Below are 15,105 nucleotides of genomic sequence, written 5' to 3'. Positions count from 1 at the left end.
CCAGTTAACCCTAAGGCCTATTTTTGGTGTGGATATAGGAAGATAGGCCAAAGATCCAAGGTCTAACTCATCTGGATAAAAAGCGCTAAACATTTTTCAGAAAAATTAACCCTTTTTAAAATTGGCCGCGTTTATAGGGGCAAGAGACAATTTCTTGATGCTGTTACATATTGGCACAAGTATTGGCACTTTTTACTGATAGCCTAAGCGCTAAATAAGCGACACAGTCGTTTTAGCCGTCTCGTTTTGAATATGCGTTCTATTTGAAGTGGTTTAGGTATAAGCACATTATTTTGGAGTAAGTTATGAAAAATTCTCTTTTAGCGGTATTGGTGACGGGTGGTCTTTTTTCTAGCGCGTTTATGGCGCCAGCGGTACTCGCCGCTGAGGTCGATTTCCCGCATATTGAAACCATGGGTGTGAGTCAAATCCAAATCGAGCCCGATATGGCGGATGTGAATGTGGAAGTGGCCGTGACCGAAAAAACCGCTAAAGCCGCCAAGGATAATTCCGATGCCGCCGTGGCTAAGTTTATCGCCCGTCTCACCGCAGCGGGTGTGACTAAAGATCAGATCCAGAGCGCGAATTTAAATCTTCAACCGCAATACGTCTATGTGCAGGATAAGGCGCCAGAGCTGACGGGTTATACTGCCAGTCGCCAAATTACCGTGACGGTAACAGACTTAAGCCGCTTGAATGCAATCTTAGATTCTGCCTTAGAAGAGGGTATGAATCGGGTGAATAACATCGCCCTTAAGTCGAGTAAAGAAGCTGAATACGTCGCCAAAGCACGTCAAGCTGCGATTGTGGATGCCAAACAAAAAGCCGAATCTTTGGCTAAAGGCTTTGGTGAAAATCTAGGTAAGATCTGGCAGATCCGTTATTACGATCAACGCCCTGTGCAACCTGTCATGTTACGCATGAGCGCTAAAGCCGATGCCATGGGCGCCGCCGAGAGTTATCAATATGGTCAAGTGAGCATAGAAGATAGAGTTGAAGTGATTTATAAACTGAAGTAAATCAGTCAGAGGCATATGGTGATGGATGAAGCTCCTATTGGGATTCATCCATTTTTTTATGCCGTTTACAATCGTTTTATATTTTTGGAAATAGCATTCTTCACTCTAATATGTTATGGATTTTATTAGGATGATGAACAGTAAAAACTGGCAAATTTAAGTATTTATCCTCACACTAGTAAGGTTAATGTTTAGGAGGCCGTTTATGGATTTTCCCGCTCGAATAAAGCAACAAACTTGCATGGATTGCTTAAGTGGTAAGTCATTAGGATTTGAAATTCGAATGGCATTTCAACCTATTATCCATTGGCCTAGTCGTGAGATTAGCGGTTATGAAGCCCTGGTCAGAGGCCCTGATGGTGAAGGGGCTGCGTGGGTGTTTGAGCGGATTAATGAAAATAATAAATACTATTTTGATCAGGCTTGCCGTGTTAAAGCGATAGAAACCGCTTCAAAGCTGGGACTCGATAAGATGCTCAGTATCAACTTTTTACCTAATGCCGTATATAACCCTGAGACCTGTATCCGCGCGACGATTGAAGCCGCCGACATGTATGGGTTTGAGATTCACAAAATTATGTTCGAAGTGACTGAGGGAGAGCAAATTGTCGATCGGGCAAAATTAGTCCGTATCTTCGAGAGCTATGCTAAGCGTGGTTTTATCACGGCAATCGATGATTTTGGCAGTGGTTTTGCTGATTTAAGCTGGCTCGAAGCCCTGCGCCCTCAAGTATTAAAACTTGATATGACCTTGATCCGTGATATCGATCTCGATAGAGAAAAGCAGTTAGCCGTGGATGAAATACTGCGTATTTGTTTAGAGCTGAATACAAGAGTTTTGGCCGAAGGCATTGAGACAGAAGCCGAACTTAATTATCTCGCTGGAATAGGTATTGAGTATTTTCAGGGGTATTATTTTGCCAAACCACAACTCGAATATTTAAGTTCCTATGAAGAGCTGAGCTTTCACGCCCCAAAGTAAATGGTTAGGTGGATTGATATCGTTGCACGATTAGAGTGATAACACGTGCTAAGACTCGATGGATAATTCTTTGTTTCTGATATCGGCTAACTGATATATCATGCGCCACCTAAAATTGCCCTTGTTACCTATTCGCTACTATGTCTTCCAACGCGCTCTATACCGATTTATCCGGTTATTACGATTTAATGTGTTCCGATATCAACTACCAGCAACAGAGCGCGAGTATCCATCGTCTGCATCAGTTTCTCGGCAATAATGGTAAGCAACATCTTGATTTAGCCTGTGGCACTGGTCCGCATGTGCGGCATTTTATCGACCTTGGTTATCAGTGCAGTGGCCTTGATATTAATCAGCCTATGCTAGACATGGCCATGCGTCGTTGTCCTGAAGCTCAGTTTAACCTCCAAGATATGACGGCTTTTTATTTAGAAGAGCGCGTCGATTTGATTACCTGTTTTTTATATTCCATCCATTACAGTGCTTGCATCGAACGCCTTAAAAGCTGTATCGCCAGTGTGCATAGCGCACTTAATGACGGTGGGCTGTTTTGTTTTAATACTGTCGATAAGCACAAAATCGATAACACAAGTTCGGTTAAGCATTTTGCCGAGTTTGATGGTAGCCATTTCGCCTTTGAATCCGGCTGGCATTACAGTGGGCAAGGTGAGAAACAGTCATTAAAGTTGAGTATTGCCAAAAGCAGTCAGCCGTTTGCTGAGGTCTCGCCTTTACCTGTCTCTGATATGAAAGGCTTAGGCTCGCTGGAAGCTGGGTTACACGCCGCAGGTTTGCAAGAAGTGGGTTTACAAGAAGTCCACAGTATTGAGCAATGGCAAGATCAACATGCTATGGTCGCTACCAGCTTCACTGAGCTGCAGGAATTGTTAGCGCCCTATTTTGAAGTGCATGTTTTCGAACACGATTATGAAAGAATTGTCCCGTGGGATTTAGCATCAGGTAATGCGCTGTTTGTTTGCGTGAAGATTTGACCTTCTGTTGAAGTTTGGTAACAGAAGGTCTGCTCATAATGTCACTGTTACTTGTTAAATCTCGCTTCTCTGTCAGTCTGTTTTTATTTAAAGCCAAATTAAAGTTGTAGGCTTCACTCTTAATTTTTCATCAAGAGTCGACCCAAAGGGGAAAGTACCAGTTTCCCTTTTGGATATTCCTTGCCAAATAACGTCCATGTTTAACAATCAGTTCGTCATCCATAACTCTTGTTCATAATGCTGCCGCACAGTATTCCCGTTAAAGCTTGCTTTAATAAACTTGTTTTAATAAGTAAGTCGCACAATATAAATGATAATGTAATTAATTAAATGTAATAATTTTGTGTGTTTATTTTGTTACCTATGAAATAGTTACAATTTCACAGGCAATAAATACATTAAGACAGAATTAGCACGGCTTTAGTGTAAGTATGAAAAAAGTTTCATGTGTTTTATAAAAATAGTTAACTCGAATTTAAAATATTAAAATAAATCTATGGTGTTGATAAGTATGGTTATTATTTTCATTGTGTATTGATCTGAGTGTGTTTTTGCGAGGTTGGCATTATTTTTGTAATGTCCTTAGTGTATTTAAATAATTAACTAGGAGTACTTTATGAAAAATCCCATTCTTACTTTAGCTGCCATTATTTCTTTAGCCTCTTTTAGTGCATATTCTCATGCAGATAACATGAGTAACAGTGATGCCGCAGAAAACGGAATCTATGTCGGCGCTAACTACGGTTATTTAAAAGTCGATGGCGATGATGATTTTGATGATAATAGTGATGTAATGCAGGGCCTTGTTGGTTATAAGTTTAATAAATACCTTGCTCTTGAAGGTAGTTACATTAACTTTGGTGATTATGGTAATGGTTTAGCCAATGCCGAAACCGATGGTTATACGGCAGCCCTGAAAGTCATGCTTCCCATTGCAGACCGAGTTGAGCTATATGCTAAAGGTGGTCAGTTATGGTATTCGACAGATTATGACGTCGTCGGTTTTTCTGGCAATGACGATGGTGAAGGTGTATTCGCCGGCGCCGGTGTGGCATTTAAAGTCACAGATCGATTTTTAATTAATGCTGAGTACACTTGGTATGATGCAGATATTAATGTCGATAGCGTCGCCAATGGCGGAAAAACAGATACAGACTTTAATCAAGCCAGTATCGGTGTTGAATATCGCTTCTAATTATTCGTTGTTGATATTTATAATTTAAATATTAATTATTTAGGTGTGACACGCTCAGTGTCACACCTTTTTTATATGGTTAATATGTCTCTCATAGTTTTTTTAAAGCAAAGTCAAAATCATGGTCGTGGGGCTTCACCCCACACCCGACCAAAAGGGAAAAATCGCCTATTCCCCTTTTGGAAATCCCCCGGCGTCCCTAGCGAAGTTACATGCATTGATTAGTGGCTTCGTGCTTATTCGAAAATAGCTAACACTTCCGATGGCTCCGCTTTACATCCATGTAAAGCCCCCCAGTACGGCAGTCCCTACCTCTCGCTCATAAGCGCGAAAATCACCGATTTTCATTCGCCCCTTTCCCCCGAAAGCTACGTAGACGTCCTGTCTGCATCACGCGCTATCCTTTTAATAAAGAGTCTTCAACGCTCTTCAGCAACTTCTCAGGGGAAGATGAGCTTCTGTGATCTCGATGTTGGCTGTTAATCTAAGTTACTCATGCCAATCCGATCTTTTCATGAGTTGGCTGGTCATCACTAAAAATCACCATTTGTCAGTCAAATAGACCTATTTAGCTAAGTTGTGTCCATTCGAATAGTGCTTTTAGCGCGGAAGTCGCTTATGGCGGTTTGCCTTTACTTGAACCCATATCAAAAGTGCATTATGTTGTTTTATAATGTGTGGCCCGATTTATTGTTTATGAGTAGAATATTTTTTTAGCAGAAGGGACTCAATGGAAAAGTCTATTATTTTCAATCCAAACAAAAGTTTACACAAATTATGGGTTTTTATTGTAGCTGTGGTGATAGGTGTCCTGTTGGCACTTTATAGTGCTGTGGACATATGGTGGAACAACGAGTTAAATTTTAACAGTTCTTATGAAAACTATAACGGTATTTTCGAAGTGTTTAAGGCTCCTATTCAAATACTCGTTGGTACAGTTGCTTTAGTGGCGTTAATAGCTGCGTTTCATAAATCAGAACAGACACGTGAACAGATTATAATTTCCAACTCTCAAAACAACTTTGTGAATTATTATAAGCATGTTGAAGAGTTTACAAAATACATGAGTACATTAGCTCAAGATGTGGGTTATGGTATAGAATCTGCACAATATACTAAGTTTTTTAGACCATTTCATGGAGTTTTTTTTCCAGGTGCTAAAACTGGGAAATATAGTGTGATTAGAATAGTCAAGGATGAACCGTTTTCTAATGCTTTATCTCTAATGACTGAGAATGTCAGAGATATTCTAGTGCTTTATGTGGGTTGTGGTAGTGGCATTGAGTCTATAGGTGATAATAAAGATAAAGTTGATATTAAACTTAATAATTTCCTTATTGAAATGAAATCATTGTTTGATATGGTTAAATTAGATGTGCCAAGTTCACTCGGAAATTTAGAAGAAAATGTTCCGAAAAAGAAAAACATTTTAAGTTGTATTGATGAAGTGAAAAATAATTTTGTAAAACTGTTTGAACATATAGATACTGTTTCATCGTTTGATACTGATTATAAACCTATAAAAGTAAAAGTTGACATTAAGAGAGTTCCTAATGATAAAACCATAGGAACTGGTGTTGGTAATGCTAATTCTAATAAAATTCCAAAAAGAATTAGTGTGGTTAAACATGTTTCTGATTATGGTGATATAGATTGTTGGAGTAAAGTTGGCAATCTTAAATTAGTTATTTTGTTTAATGAGATTAATCAACTTCATTATGCGTTAAAAAAATAAGTGGTTTTAACGAGCTATTGTTAAATTTTCTAAAAATGATGTTTGGTATCACTTTGCTTTGCATTACTCGCAAGTAACTCCGAAGCCGCAGAAGTACACCTTTCCCTGCGAAGTTGCTGAAGGGTGTTGAAGAAAATAGCGTGGCGCAGACAGGACGTCTGCGTAGCTTTCGGGGGGAAGGGATGCCCCATCGGAAGCGTTAGCTATTTTCGAATAAGCACGAAGCTAGTACCTAACGCATGTAACTTCGCTAGGGGCGGCAAGGGAGATCCAAGAGGGGATTGCTGTTGATCCCCTCTTGGTCGGGTGTGGGGTGAAGCCCCACGACTTAGATCCAAACGAAGTTTGGAAAAGCTGCTTTTGCAAAGCAAACAAAAAGGCGCCGAAGCGCCTTTTTACTCTAGGAGAAAGGGAAAACTCCTCATCCCACTATGATTTGATTACACAATCAGATCATACTCATCTTTGAGTATCTTGATGATATCTGCCTTAGGATTCGCTGGCAGCGGAATCGCCGCGCCAGTCACTTTCTCGGCAACGCCGGTGTAAGTGCGTGACACTTGCATCATGGCCTCAAGTGGCAGGTCATTGTCGCGGGCGAGGGCTTCACGCTCTGGCATTCTGTCTTTGTTGAGCAGCACATCAGGATCAGGGAAATGATTTAGCAGGAACTGGCGGAAACCCTCTTTGGAGTTTTCCAAAATCTTGCCATCGCGGTAGGCTGCGCCGTCCCAAATACGTGATGAGTCTGGAGTGCCAACTTCATCCATGTAAATCAGTTTTGAATTGCCATCTTTATCGGTCACATAACCGAACTCAAACTTAGTGTCGACAAACACTTGATCAATGTCGGCCAGTGCTTTTGAAATCACTTTAAAGCCATCTTTTAACAGCTTCTCGTACAGGTCGATATCTTCTAACTTTTCAAAGCCAAAGGCTTGGTAGTTGGCTTGGATATCGCTGCGGCTGATGTTCACGTCATCTTGGGCTGGCACGCCTGGGATGCCGGTTAAAATGCCCTTAGTCGATGGGGTGATTAACAGCTCAGGGAGCTTTTGATCTTTCTCTAAGCCTTCTGGCAGTGTGATGCCACAGAATACTCGCTCGCCCTTAGAGTAAGCGCGCCACATTGAGCCTGTGATGTACTGGCGGCAAATGGCCTCGACTTTAATGGGGCGGGCTTTTTGGACTATCCATACGAACGGGTGCGGGATATCCAAAATATGGCTGTCGGCTAGGCCGTTTTCGGCGAACAGTTTAAACCAGTGGTTAGAAATCGCGTTTAATGCCGCGCCTTTACCGGGAATGCCTTTGAGGCCACCTTCACCGTGGAAGATACAGTCGAAGGCCGAGATACGGTCGCTGATCACCATGATGGCGAGCGGGGTATCTTCGGGGACGTTATAACCCTTGGTTTTGATTAAACGGCGGCTGTCGGCATCGGTTAGCCAGTAAACGCTGCGAACCTTGCCGCTGTGGACTGGGTTGTCGGTGCGGATTGGCAAATCGTTATTTACGGCTAATACGGAATCAGCAAGACTCATGACGAGTATTCCTTAGGATAGAGAGTGTAGGGATAAGGTTTTTATAAGTGTCGGTTTGCAGATGAACTATGGCGTTAGCAACAGCCAGATTCATTGCAACCGCTTTATTATTCGCGCTTGGCTTAGGGCGTAAAGCGTTCAGCCGGTTTGCGGGATTTGATGTTAAATCTTGAACAGCAAAAGGGGTATTTTCGGGCGGTGTTTGAATTGGGTTGGGTGGAGATAATGCAAGGGAGGGAACAAACGCAGGGCAAGGTTGGCACCACAGTGAAAGTGGTCTGCGAAAGCGGGCTGGGCCCGTGCCATTTTGCTCGAAAATGCTAACCATTAATCCGAGAGAACCTTGTTCTAGACTGCCGCGAAAAAGTGGCGACATTCTACCTTTTTTGACAAAATTTGCCACGGCTATTTGCATCGCTCTTTGCACAGATCTTTACATAGCCCTTTACACTGCTCTTTATATAGTTCTGTGGCTTGAATCTAGCGGGCATAAGGATTTGCAAGGGAATCACGCGCTAACACTCAGTGCTGAGCATGATGGAGGGCTGGTGTTCTGCGGACGAGCTAATGTTGAAGGGCTGTATTTTAGCGCGCTGATGTGCGAGCTTATGACGTAGCTGCAGCCGACAAGACCATCAAGCCAAATATCCAATGGAGGGAATATGAGCACAAGTCAGCATGTACATAATGATAATCAACGAGAGCTAGTATTAGAGCGGATTATCGATGCGCCGCCAGAAAAGCTGTTCCGCGCGTGGACCGAGCCAGAACTCCTCAAAATTTGGTTTACGCCAAGGCCGTGGACTGTGGCTAGCGCGAGCTTAGATGTGCGTGCCGGTGGTTCAAATGTGATCGTGATGCGCAGCCCTGAGGGACAGGATTTCCCGAATCGTGGCGTGTATCTCGAGGTGGTTGAGAATGAGCGCATCGTATTTACCGATGCCTTTACTGAGGCTTGGGTGCCGTCCGATAAAGCCTTTATGACGGCAACTATTACTTTTGAACCTGTGGACGGCAAGACCAAGTACACTGCGCGGGTGCTGCATTGGAATAGCGAAGATAGGCAGAATCATGAGGATATGGGGTTTCATCAGGGTTGGTCTAAGGCGACCGATCAGCTTGAGGAACTCGTCGCGAGCATTTAGCCGGTGAGTCTCAAGCATTGTATCAGAGAGTAAACAATAAGCAGTATCTAGCCCAATTGCCCTGCATATTTTATTGTTGGGGATTGGGCAGGATTAGAGGTGTTATGTCGTCACAGAAAGAAGTACCAGTGCTTAAACAATCGGTGCTTGCGCCATCGCAACTCGCACAAAGCGCGGCTTTGCAGGGCAATAGTTTTTTATCAAAACAGTTCAATGGCTTGTCGGAATTAGCCCAAGATCTACAGGGCATCGAGTTTGAGGATTGCTGCTTTCAAGATTGCCATTTTAGCGAGAGCACTTTCCGTAAATGCAAGTTTATCGATTGCCGCTTTGTGCGTTGCAACTTGAGCTTAGTGAAAGTGCCCCAGTGTCAGTTCAGCGGGGTGGAGTTTGAGGAATGTAAGTTAGTCGGTATCGATTGGACCCGCGCCGCGTGGTCGCGTTTATCCTTTGCCGCGCCCTTTTCCTTTAAGCAATCCATCTTAAATGATTGCTCATTTTTAGGTTTGTCCCTCGATGAAATTATCATCGAAGAGTGCAAGGCCCACGATGTCGATTTTCGCGAGGGCAGTTTTAATCAAGCCAATTTCACCTACACGGATTTTAGTCATAGTCTGTTTGGCCGAACTCAATTATTGGAGGCGGATTTCAGCGAGGCATCCAATTACGATATCGACATTTTTAACAATAAAATCAAAGGTGCTAAGTTTAGCCGCGACGAAGCGATTCGGCTGCTCAACTGCCTCGATATAGAATTAATGGATTAAGGATTGTGGTAGGTTTTTACTCAGCTTTTCACTCAGCATAGTGATGATCATCCCACGAGTGTTATCGCAATTGACTGAAATATCTGTTTGTTTTTGAAGCCGCCATTTGTCCCATCTGGCGGCTTTTTCTGTCCGTTTTTTAAGACCTATTGATCTTATTCACGTATTTCAAGGTCAGCCCTAGGTTTTAGTTGCGGTAGATCACACCGAGCTTCCCCATGTGGTTTACCACAATACCCACCTACCTCTTTCGGGATAACAATCTCTGTGGATGAGCTGTGTATTCAGCGTATGCCGTGTATTTTGAAGATATGGCGGCGCTGTTTTAACGCTTTATAACTAAAAAAGTAATCAAATCAGTGAGCAAACCTCTGCTCGATGGCGTCAAATGTGGCGACTGACGGGTGGGATGAGCGTGATGGAGGTAACCATGATTGAGCTTAATAGGCGAACCTTTTTAAAGGGAGCAGGAGCGAGCAGCGCCACGTGTGCGTTGGCCAGTCTGCTGCCGGGCAGCTTAGCGGCATTAGAGAATAAGCAGCTAAAGGGCATGGGCAAAGACATTGCCAGTATTTGTGAAATGTGTTCGACTCGCTGCCCGATTTCGGCGCGGGTGATTGAGGGCAAAAACGTCTTCATTAGTGGCAACAAGGCCGCTAAATCCTTTGGCGGTAAAGTGTGTGCCCGTGGCGGCGCAGGCCATAGTTTATTGTACGATCCACAGCGTATCGTTAAACCGTTAAAGCGGGTCGGTGAGCGCGGCGAAGGCAAATGGGCTGAGATCAGTTGGGATGAGGCTTATAAATTAATCGCTGAAAACCTCAATAAAATCAAAAAAGAACATGGCCCAGAAGCCGTGGCATTCTCGTCAAAATCTGGCTCACAAGAAAAGCATTTGTTTCACCTTGCGACCGCCTTTGGTAGTCCAAATACCTTTACCCACGCGTCGACTTGCCCTGGTGGTTATGAAATTGCCGCTAAGGCTATTTTTGGCACTAAGGTCAAACGTGATTTAAGTAACTCTAAATACATCATTAACTTCGGCCATAACCTGTACGAAGGCATCAATATGTCCGAAACCCGCGGCATGATGGCGGCGCAAATGGATAAAGGTGCCAAGCTGGTGGTGTTCGAGCCAAGATTCTCCATTGTGGCCGACAAGGCCGATGAATGGTACGCCATTCGTCCCGGAACAGACGTGGCCGTCGCCTTGGCGTTATGCCATGTATTGATTGAAGATAATCTTTACGACAAGGCATTTGTCGCGCGCTATGTGGAAGGCTTCGAAGCCTTTGCCGCCGAAGTGAAAGCCTATACCCCTGAATGGGCTGAAACCATCTCCGATGTGCCTGCCAAAGACATTCGTCGTATCGCCCACGAATATGCCGCTAAAGCACCCCATGCTGTGGTCGATTTTGGTCACAGAGCCACCTTTACCACCGAAGAGTTTGAGATGCGCCGCGCCCTTTACGCTGCTAACGTCTTGATTGGTAATATTGAGCGTAAGGGCGGGATTTATATCGGCCAGAAACCCGGTGATTACAACAAGCTTGCTGGTGAAGCGGTTGCGCCCGTATTGGCAAAACCTGGCGTGAAAGACATGCCAAAACCAGCAGCGAAACGTATCGATCAGGTGGAAGAGCAGTACGCCATGATGTGGACATCGGGCGGCGTTTACCAAACCATTCTCGATGCCACGTTAAGCGCTGTTCCTTACCAGTTACACGGCTGGGTGATGTCACGCACTAACCCAATGCAAACCATGACAGACAGAGCGCGCGTTGTTGAAGCGATGAAAAAGCTCGACTTTATTGCCGTGTGTGATGTGTATATCAGCGAAACCGCCGCCTATGCGGACGTGATTTTACCTGAGTCAACTTATCTTGAACGTGATGAAGAAATTGCTGATAAGTCAGGTAAAAATCCGGCCTATTATGTGCGCCAACGGGTCGTTGAAACCTTAGGTGATACTAAGCCTTCTTGGCAGATCTTTAAGGATGTGGGTGTGGCTATGGGCCTTGGCGAGTTCTATCCATGGGAAAACATGGAAACCCTGCAAATGCTGCAGGTGAACCGCGACACTGACCTGCTGCGCCGGATCAAAGACGAAGGTTTCGTGAGCTTCGGTAAGCCAATTATGTTGTGCGAGCCTAAGATGGTTGCCGAGTTTATTAAGGCATACCCCAATGCGCGACCTGCCGATGAAGACGGCACTTACGCCAGTGCACTGACCTTTAAAACCCCGAGTGGCAAGATTGAACTCACTTCCGCGAAAGTCGAAGCCATGGCACCGGGCCGTGGGGTGATCAAATTCCGCGAAGTGAATCTTAAAAAAGCAGATGAGCTGTACTTTATCCAAGGCAAAGTGGCGGTGCACACCAATGGCGCAACCCACAATGTGCCTATGCTCGCTAACCTGATGTCGGATAACGCTGTGTGGGTTCACCCTGTTACTGCGGGCAAATTAGGGATCAGCAATGGCGACCCAATCCGCCTCACCAGCAGTGTTGGCACAGAAGAAGGCCATGCCTTAGTCACGCCGGGCATTCGCCAAGATACTGTGTTTGCTTACATGGGCTTTGGTTCTAAAAACAAAGAGTTGGTCAGAGCAACGGGTAAAGGTATCCACTGCGGTAACTTACTGCCGCACGTTACTGCTCCTGTGTGTGGCATGACAGTGCACACCACGGGCGTCACGCTGGCAAAGCGCTAATCGGAGGCTTAAATGAATAAACGATATGTAATGGTGCACGACGAGAATAAGTGCATCGGCTGCCAAGCTTGTAACGTGGCGTGTCGCAGTGAAAATGGCGTACCCGAAGGCGTAACTCGTCTGCAAGTGCGTGTGGAAGGCCCCTTTGGTGAGATGCCCAATCTGCATTTCAAATATCACAGGGTATCTTGCCAGCAATGTGAAGATGCACCCTGCGTTAAAGTGTGCCCAACAGGCGCGGCCTATGTGGGTGAAGATGGCATTATCTCTATCCATTCCGAGAAGTGTGTCGGCTGTATGTACTGTGTGGCAGCGTGCCCTTATAAAGTGCGCTTTATGAACCCAGAAACCAAGGCGGCGGATAAGTGTAACTTCTGTAAAGACAGTCGTTTAGCACGGGGCGAAGAGCCAGCGTGTGTGACTGTGTGTCCAACCGATGCCTTAGTGTTTGGTGATGCTAATGATCCGCAGAGTGAAGTGGCCATCATGCTCAACACTAAAATCACTTACCAAGATAAAACCCATTTGGGCACAAAACCTAGGGTATATCGCGTTCCTACCAAAAGAGGGGGGATTTGATTATGAACAATACTTGGGGCGACATGGCGCAATATGATCCTGTCACTTGGCACTGGGTCATCGCCGTTTACCTGTTTATGGCGGGGTTATCCGCGGGCAGTTTATTGATTGGCATTGGTTTACGCTGGGCGAATAAGGAACTCAGCGCGGGAGCTGAAAGCAGCATTCTAAAGGCGGCCGCCATTATTGGGCCTGTGGCGATTAGCTTAGGTTTAGCCTGCTTAGTGTTTGATTTAACCAAACCATTCCACTTTTGGCTGATCTTAATTCACTATAACTTCCAGTCTGTGATGGCCATTGGGGTGCTGGCGCTGCTGGCGTATTCTCCCTTAGCTTTTGCGTACGCCATTATTGTGCTGCGGGATGACTTACCAAAATGGGGGTTGGGTTTCCTAACACCTATCGCTAAGTTACTTATGCCATTTCGAAAGCTGATTGAAGTATTGTTGTTTGTCCTCGCCATTGGCGTAGGGGCTTACACTGGCTTCTTAATTTCGGCGATGAATGCTTATCCTATGCTCAACACTGCGGTACTGCCTGCGCTGTTTTTAGTGTCAGGTCTATCGGCGGGCGCTGCGGCAAATGCGGTACTGGCGTTGCTGATGTTTAAGACTGACAGCCACGACAAAACTTTAGTGAAGATGCACGGTTTAGAATTGCCTGTGATGGCGATTGAAATTCTGTTCCTGTTCATGTTGTTCTGCGCCTTGTACTTCAAGGGCGGCGCGGCTGCTGCGGCCTTAGCATCGTTAACGTCTGGGCTATGGGCAAGCGTGTTCTGGATAGGCGTTGTCGGTATAGGTTTTGGTATTCCATTGCTGTTTATGCTGCTACCCGCCGCGACTCGCCACACTAAGGGGGCGATGATCATGGTGGCTTGTGCGAGCTTAACGGGCGTACTCGCCTTAAGACACTTTATTGTGTACGCAGGGCAAAGCTATTTAAGCTGAGTGTAATCTGGCTTTACATATTGATAGATAAAGAAAAAGCACTGGCAATGTCAGTGCTTTTTTATTGTTTGAATCTTGAGAAGGTTTGCCAGTACAAGCAGGACGCTTATTGGGGTAATAACTCGATAACCGACTTCACCGTTAGCACTAAGGCGCTGATACTGCACAGGACTAACGTCGCTATCTTTGTCTTCTCTTTATCGACACGGCCTACTAATCGCCCTGCGACTAAGTAACCTAAAATCACTGAGGGGAGCAGCATCAACGACAGCCACAGATGTTTTAATTCTAATAAGCCTGTGATCGCTAAAATGATCAATGCAATCATGGAGCTAAAAATGAAGAAGGCCGACAGCGCTGCGCGAAACTGCGAGGCATCTTTGCCTGCCAACAAAATCGCCATCGGCGGGCCACCAATCGCGGCGATATTGCCGAAGATCCCTGAAACCACGCCCGCACCGAAGAGGGTTTTCTTATTCACTGGCAGGCTGAATTTATACAGGCTGAGGATCACTGCGACAGTCACAATAGCGGCGATGGATAAACCGAGTATGGGTTGAGGCGCAAACAGTAATAAACTCGCGCCGATAAAACCACCGGGCACGCGGCCTAGGAGCGCATATTGCAAGCCATTGAATTCTAAGTGACCGCGCTCACGCACTAAGGTCAGCAGGGCGATGGAGAAACCCATAGCAATAACAGGCGCAGGTACAAGTTGTGGATCGACGATATACAGTAAAGGACTGGCGACAACCGCAAGCCCAAACCCAATCAGACTTTGGGTTAAGGCGCCCAGAAACACGACCAGCGAGGCTAAGGCGAGTGTCTGTGGATCTATCATAGAAAACATAGGATTTCCTATATCCCAAACCAACTCAAGATGGTGAAATTTAAAGTTTGAAGTCGCTTGGGTATAAACAAAAAGGGATCGTTAACGATCCCTATTGATGAGCACTGTGATATGACTTTAAAAGCGACGAGTCGCTATTCCATGTCTTCCCACTCGATTCCCATTTGATCCATCAACAACTTGGCTTCTGCGGGAATGCTGTCTGGATTATCTTTTGACAGATCTTCATCGTTGGGCAATGGCTGGCCAGTGTAGGCGTGCAAAAATGCCTCACACAACAGCTCGCTGTTGGTGGCGTGACGCAAATTATTGACCTGACGACGAGTACGTTCGTCCGTGAGGACCTTAAGCACTTTGAGCGGAATAGACACAGTAATTTTTTTTACTTGTTCATTCTTCTTGCCATGTTCAGCATAGGGGCTGATGTATTCCCCATTCCATTCAGTCATTGACTCACCTGTTATAACGCTAAATTCGGGGCAGATTTTAAACCCTTACAAAGAACAGTCAAATTATTGCTACTATTTCTTTGTGATTGCAAACAGATTTCTTTATGTTCAGACGTCTAAACGTCTTCACGCCTATTGACGATGGCGTTGGGCTTAGGTACATTTAGACGTCCAGACATCTCTAT

General features: G+C 45.0%; 14 protein-coding genes. 10 read left to right on the top strand and 4 right to left on the bottom strand.

Annotated features, from left to right (window positions below; translation table 11 throughout):
- Positions 1-305: 305 nt before the first annotated feature.
- The 5 genes from L5L98_RS15170 (at position 306) to L5L98_RS15150 (ending at position 5,923) form a co-directional block, all read left to right on the top strand.
- Positions 306-1,019 carry an oxidative stress defense protein gene (locus L5L98_RS15170; protein WP_263142135.1) on the top strand — a complete coding sequence of 238 codons (714 nt, stop codon included), beginning with the start codon at positions 306-308 and terminating at the stop codon, positions 1,017-1,019.
- A 205-nt stretch (positions 1,020-1,224) separates the two neighbouring features.
- Positions 1,225-2,001, top strand: coding sequence for an EAL domain-containing protein (locus L5L98_RS15165; RefSeq protein WP_263142134.1), 777 nt, complete (start codon positions 1,225-1,227; stop codon positions 1,999-2,001).
- Between the two features lie 140 nt (positions 2,002-2,141).
- Positions 2,142-2,993 carry a class I SAM-dependent DNA methyltransferase gene (locus L5L98_RS15160; RefSeq protein WP_263142132.1) on the top strand — a complete coding sequence of 284 codons (852 nt, stop codon included), beginning with the start codon at positions 2,142-2,144 and terminating at the stop codon, positions 2,991-2,993.
- Between the two features lie 616 nt (positions 2,994-3,609).
- Positions 3,610-4,188, top strand: coding sequence for a porin family protein (locus L5L98_RS15155; protein WP_105251308.1), 579 nt, complete (start codon positions 3,610-3,612; stop codon positions 4,186-4,188).
- 730 nt (positions 4,189-4,918) lie between these two features.
- On the top strand, positions 4,919-5,923 hold the full coding sequence (locus L5L98_RS15150; RefSeq protein WP_263142130.1) for a hypothetical protein: 1,005 nt from the start codon (positions 4,919-4,921) through the stop codon (positions 5,921-5,923).
- A 440-nt stretch (positions 5,924-6,363) separates the two neighbouring features.
- Here L5L98_RS15150 and L5L98_RS15145 read toward each other — a convergent pair whose 3' ends face one another.
- Positions 6,364-7,467 carry a phosphoribosylaminoimidazolesuccinocarboxamide synthase gene (locus L5L98_RS15145; RefSeq protein ID WP_263142128.1) on the bottom strand — a complete coding sequence of 368 codons (1,104 nt, stop codon included), beginning with the start codon at positions 7,465-7,467 and terminating at the stop codon, positions 6,364-6,366.
- Positions 7,454-7,882 (bottom strand): hypothetical protein, encoded by a 429-nt coding sequence (locus L5L98_RS15140; protein ID WP_317633962.1) that lies wholly within the window; start codon positions 7,880-7,882, stop codon positions 7,454-7,456. Before L5L98_RS15140 ends, L5L98_RS15145 begins: the two co-directional genes overlap by 14 nt.
- Before the next feature lie 247 nt (positions 7,883-8,129).
- On the opposite strand from L5L98_RS15140, the gene L5L98_RS15135 reads away from it, so the two are divergent.
- The 5 genes from L5L98_RS15135 to nrfD all read left to right on the top strand — a co-directional run bounded on the left by L5L98_RS15135 (position 8,130) and on the right by nrfD (position 13,621).
- Complete coding sequence (locus tag L5L98_RS15135; protein WP_263142125.1) at positions 8,130-8,612, top strand: SRPBCC family protein; 483 nt, start codon at positions 8,130-8,132, stop codon at positions 8,610-8,612.
- A 104-nt stretch (positions 8,613-8,716) separates the two neighbouring features.
- Entirely contained in the window at positions 8,717-9,379 is a 663-nt protein-coding gene (locus L5L98_RS15130) for a pentapeptide repeat-containing protein (protein ID WP_107402699.1), read from the top strand.
- Between the two features lie 430 nt (positions 9,380-9,809).
- Positions 9,810-12,092 carry a thiosulfate reductase PhsA gene (gene phsA, locus L5L98_RS15125; RefSeq protein WP_105251315.1) on the top strand — a complete coding sequence of 761 codons (2,283 nt, stop codon included), beginning with the start codon at positions 9,810-9,812 and terminating at the stop codon, positions 12,090-12,092.
- A gap of 12 nt (positions 12,093-12,104) precedes the next feature.
- The gene (locus tag L5L98_RS15120) at positions 12,105-12,671 is read left to right on the top strand and encodes a 4Fe-4S dicluster domain-containing protein (RefSeq protein WP_263142123.1); all 567 of its coding nucleotides are present in this window, start codon (positions 12,105-12,107) and stop codon (positions 12,669-12,671) included.
- A 2-nt stretch (positions 12,672-12,673) separates the two neighbouring features.
- Positions 12,674-13,621, top strand: a complete 948-nt coding sequence (nrfD, locus tag L5L98_RS15115) for an NrfD/PsrC family molybdoenzyme membrane anchor subunit (RefSeq protein ID WP_105251317.1) — start codon at positions 12,674-12,676, stop codon at positions 13,619-13,621.
- A gap of 106 nt (positions 13,622-13,727) precedes the next feature.
- Here the strand turns inward: nrfD and L5L98_RS15110 are convergent, their stop codons facing one another.
- Positions 13,728-14,471, bottom strand: a complete 744-nt coding sequence (locus L5L98_RS15110) for a sulfite exporter TauE/SafE family protein (protein ID WP_263142121.1) — start codon at positions 14,469-14,471, stop codon at positions 13,728-13,730.
- A gap of 134 nt (positions 14,472-14,605) precedes the next feature.
- Entirely contained in the window at positions 14,606-14,920 is a 315-nt protein-coding gene (gene metJ, locus L5L98_RS15105) for a met regulon transcriptional regulator MetJ (protein WP_105251319.1), read from the bottom strand.
- Positions 14,921-15,105: the final 185 nt, after the last annotated feature.

This window comes from Shewanella sp. SM23 (assembly GCF_025654295.1).
Classification (GTDB): Bacteria; Pseudomonadota; Gammaproteobacteria; order Enterobacterales; family Shewanellaceae; genus Shewanella; species Shewanella oncorhynchi.
The sequence above is the reverse complement of the archived record's forward strand: the minus strand, read 5'-3'. Positions and strand labels throughout refer to the sequence as shown.

Coding starts and splice junctions, on each gene's coding strand:
- L5L98_RS15170 (WP_263142135.1), top strand. CDS start 306: ATGAAAAATTCTCTTTTAGCGGTATTGGTGACGGGTGGTCTTTTTTCT.
- L5L98_RS15165 (WP_263142134.1), top strand. CDS start 1,225: ATGGATTTTCCCGCTCGAATAAAGCAACAAACTTGCATGGATTGCTTA.
- L5L98_RS15160 (WP_263142132.1), top strand. CDS start 2,142: ATGTCTTCCAACGCGCTCTATACCGATTTATCCGGTTATTACGATTTA.
- L5L98_RS15155 (WP_105251308.1), top strand. CDS start 3,610: ATGAAAAATCCCATTCTTACTTTAGCTGCCATTATTTCTTTAGCCTCT.
- L5L98_RS15150 (WP_263142130.1), top strand. CDS start 4,919: ATGGAAAAGTCTATTATTTTCAATCCAAACAAAAGTTTACACAAATTA.
- L5L98_RS15145 (WP_263142128.1), bottom strand. CDS start 7,467: ATGAGTCTTGCTGATTCCGTATTAGCCGTAAATAACGATTTGCCAATC.
- L5L98_RS15140 (WP_317633962.1), bottom strand. CDS start 7,882: ATGCAAATAGCCGTGGCAAATTTTGTCAAAAAAGGTAGAATGTCGCCA.
- L5L98_RS15135 (WP_263142125.1), top strand. CDS start 8,130: ATGAGCACAAGTCAGCATGTACATAATGATAATCAACGAGAGCTAGTA.
- L5L98_RS15130 (WP_107402699.1), top strand. CDS start 8,717: ATGTCGTCACAGAAAGAAGTACCAGTGCTTAAACAATCGGTGCTTGCG.
- phsA (WP_105251315.1), top strand. CDS start 9,810: ATGATTGAGCTTAATAGGCGAACCTTTTTAAAGGGAGCAGGAGCGAGC.
- L5L98_RS15120 (WP_263142123.1), top strand. CDS start 12,105: ATGAATAAACGATATGTAATGGTGCACGACGAGAATAAGTGCATCGGC.
- nrfD (WP_105251317.1), top strand. CDS start 12,674: ATGAACAATACTTGGGGCGACATGGCGCAATATGATCCTGTCACTTGG.
- L5L98_RS15110 (WP_263142121.1), bottom strand. CDS start 14,471: ATGTTTTCTATGATAGATCCACAGACACTCGCCTTAGCCTCGCTGGTC.
- metJ (WP_105251319.1), bottom strand. CDS start 14,920: ATGACTGAATGGAATGGGGAATACATCAGCCCCTATGCTGAACATGGC.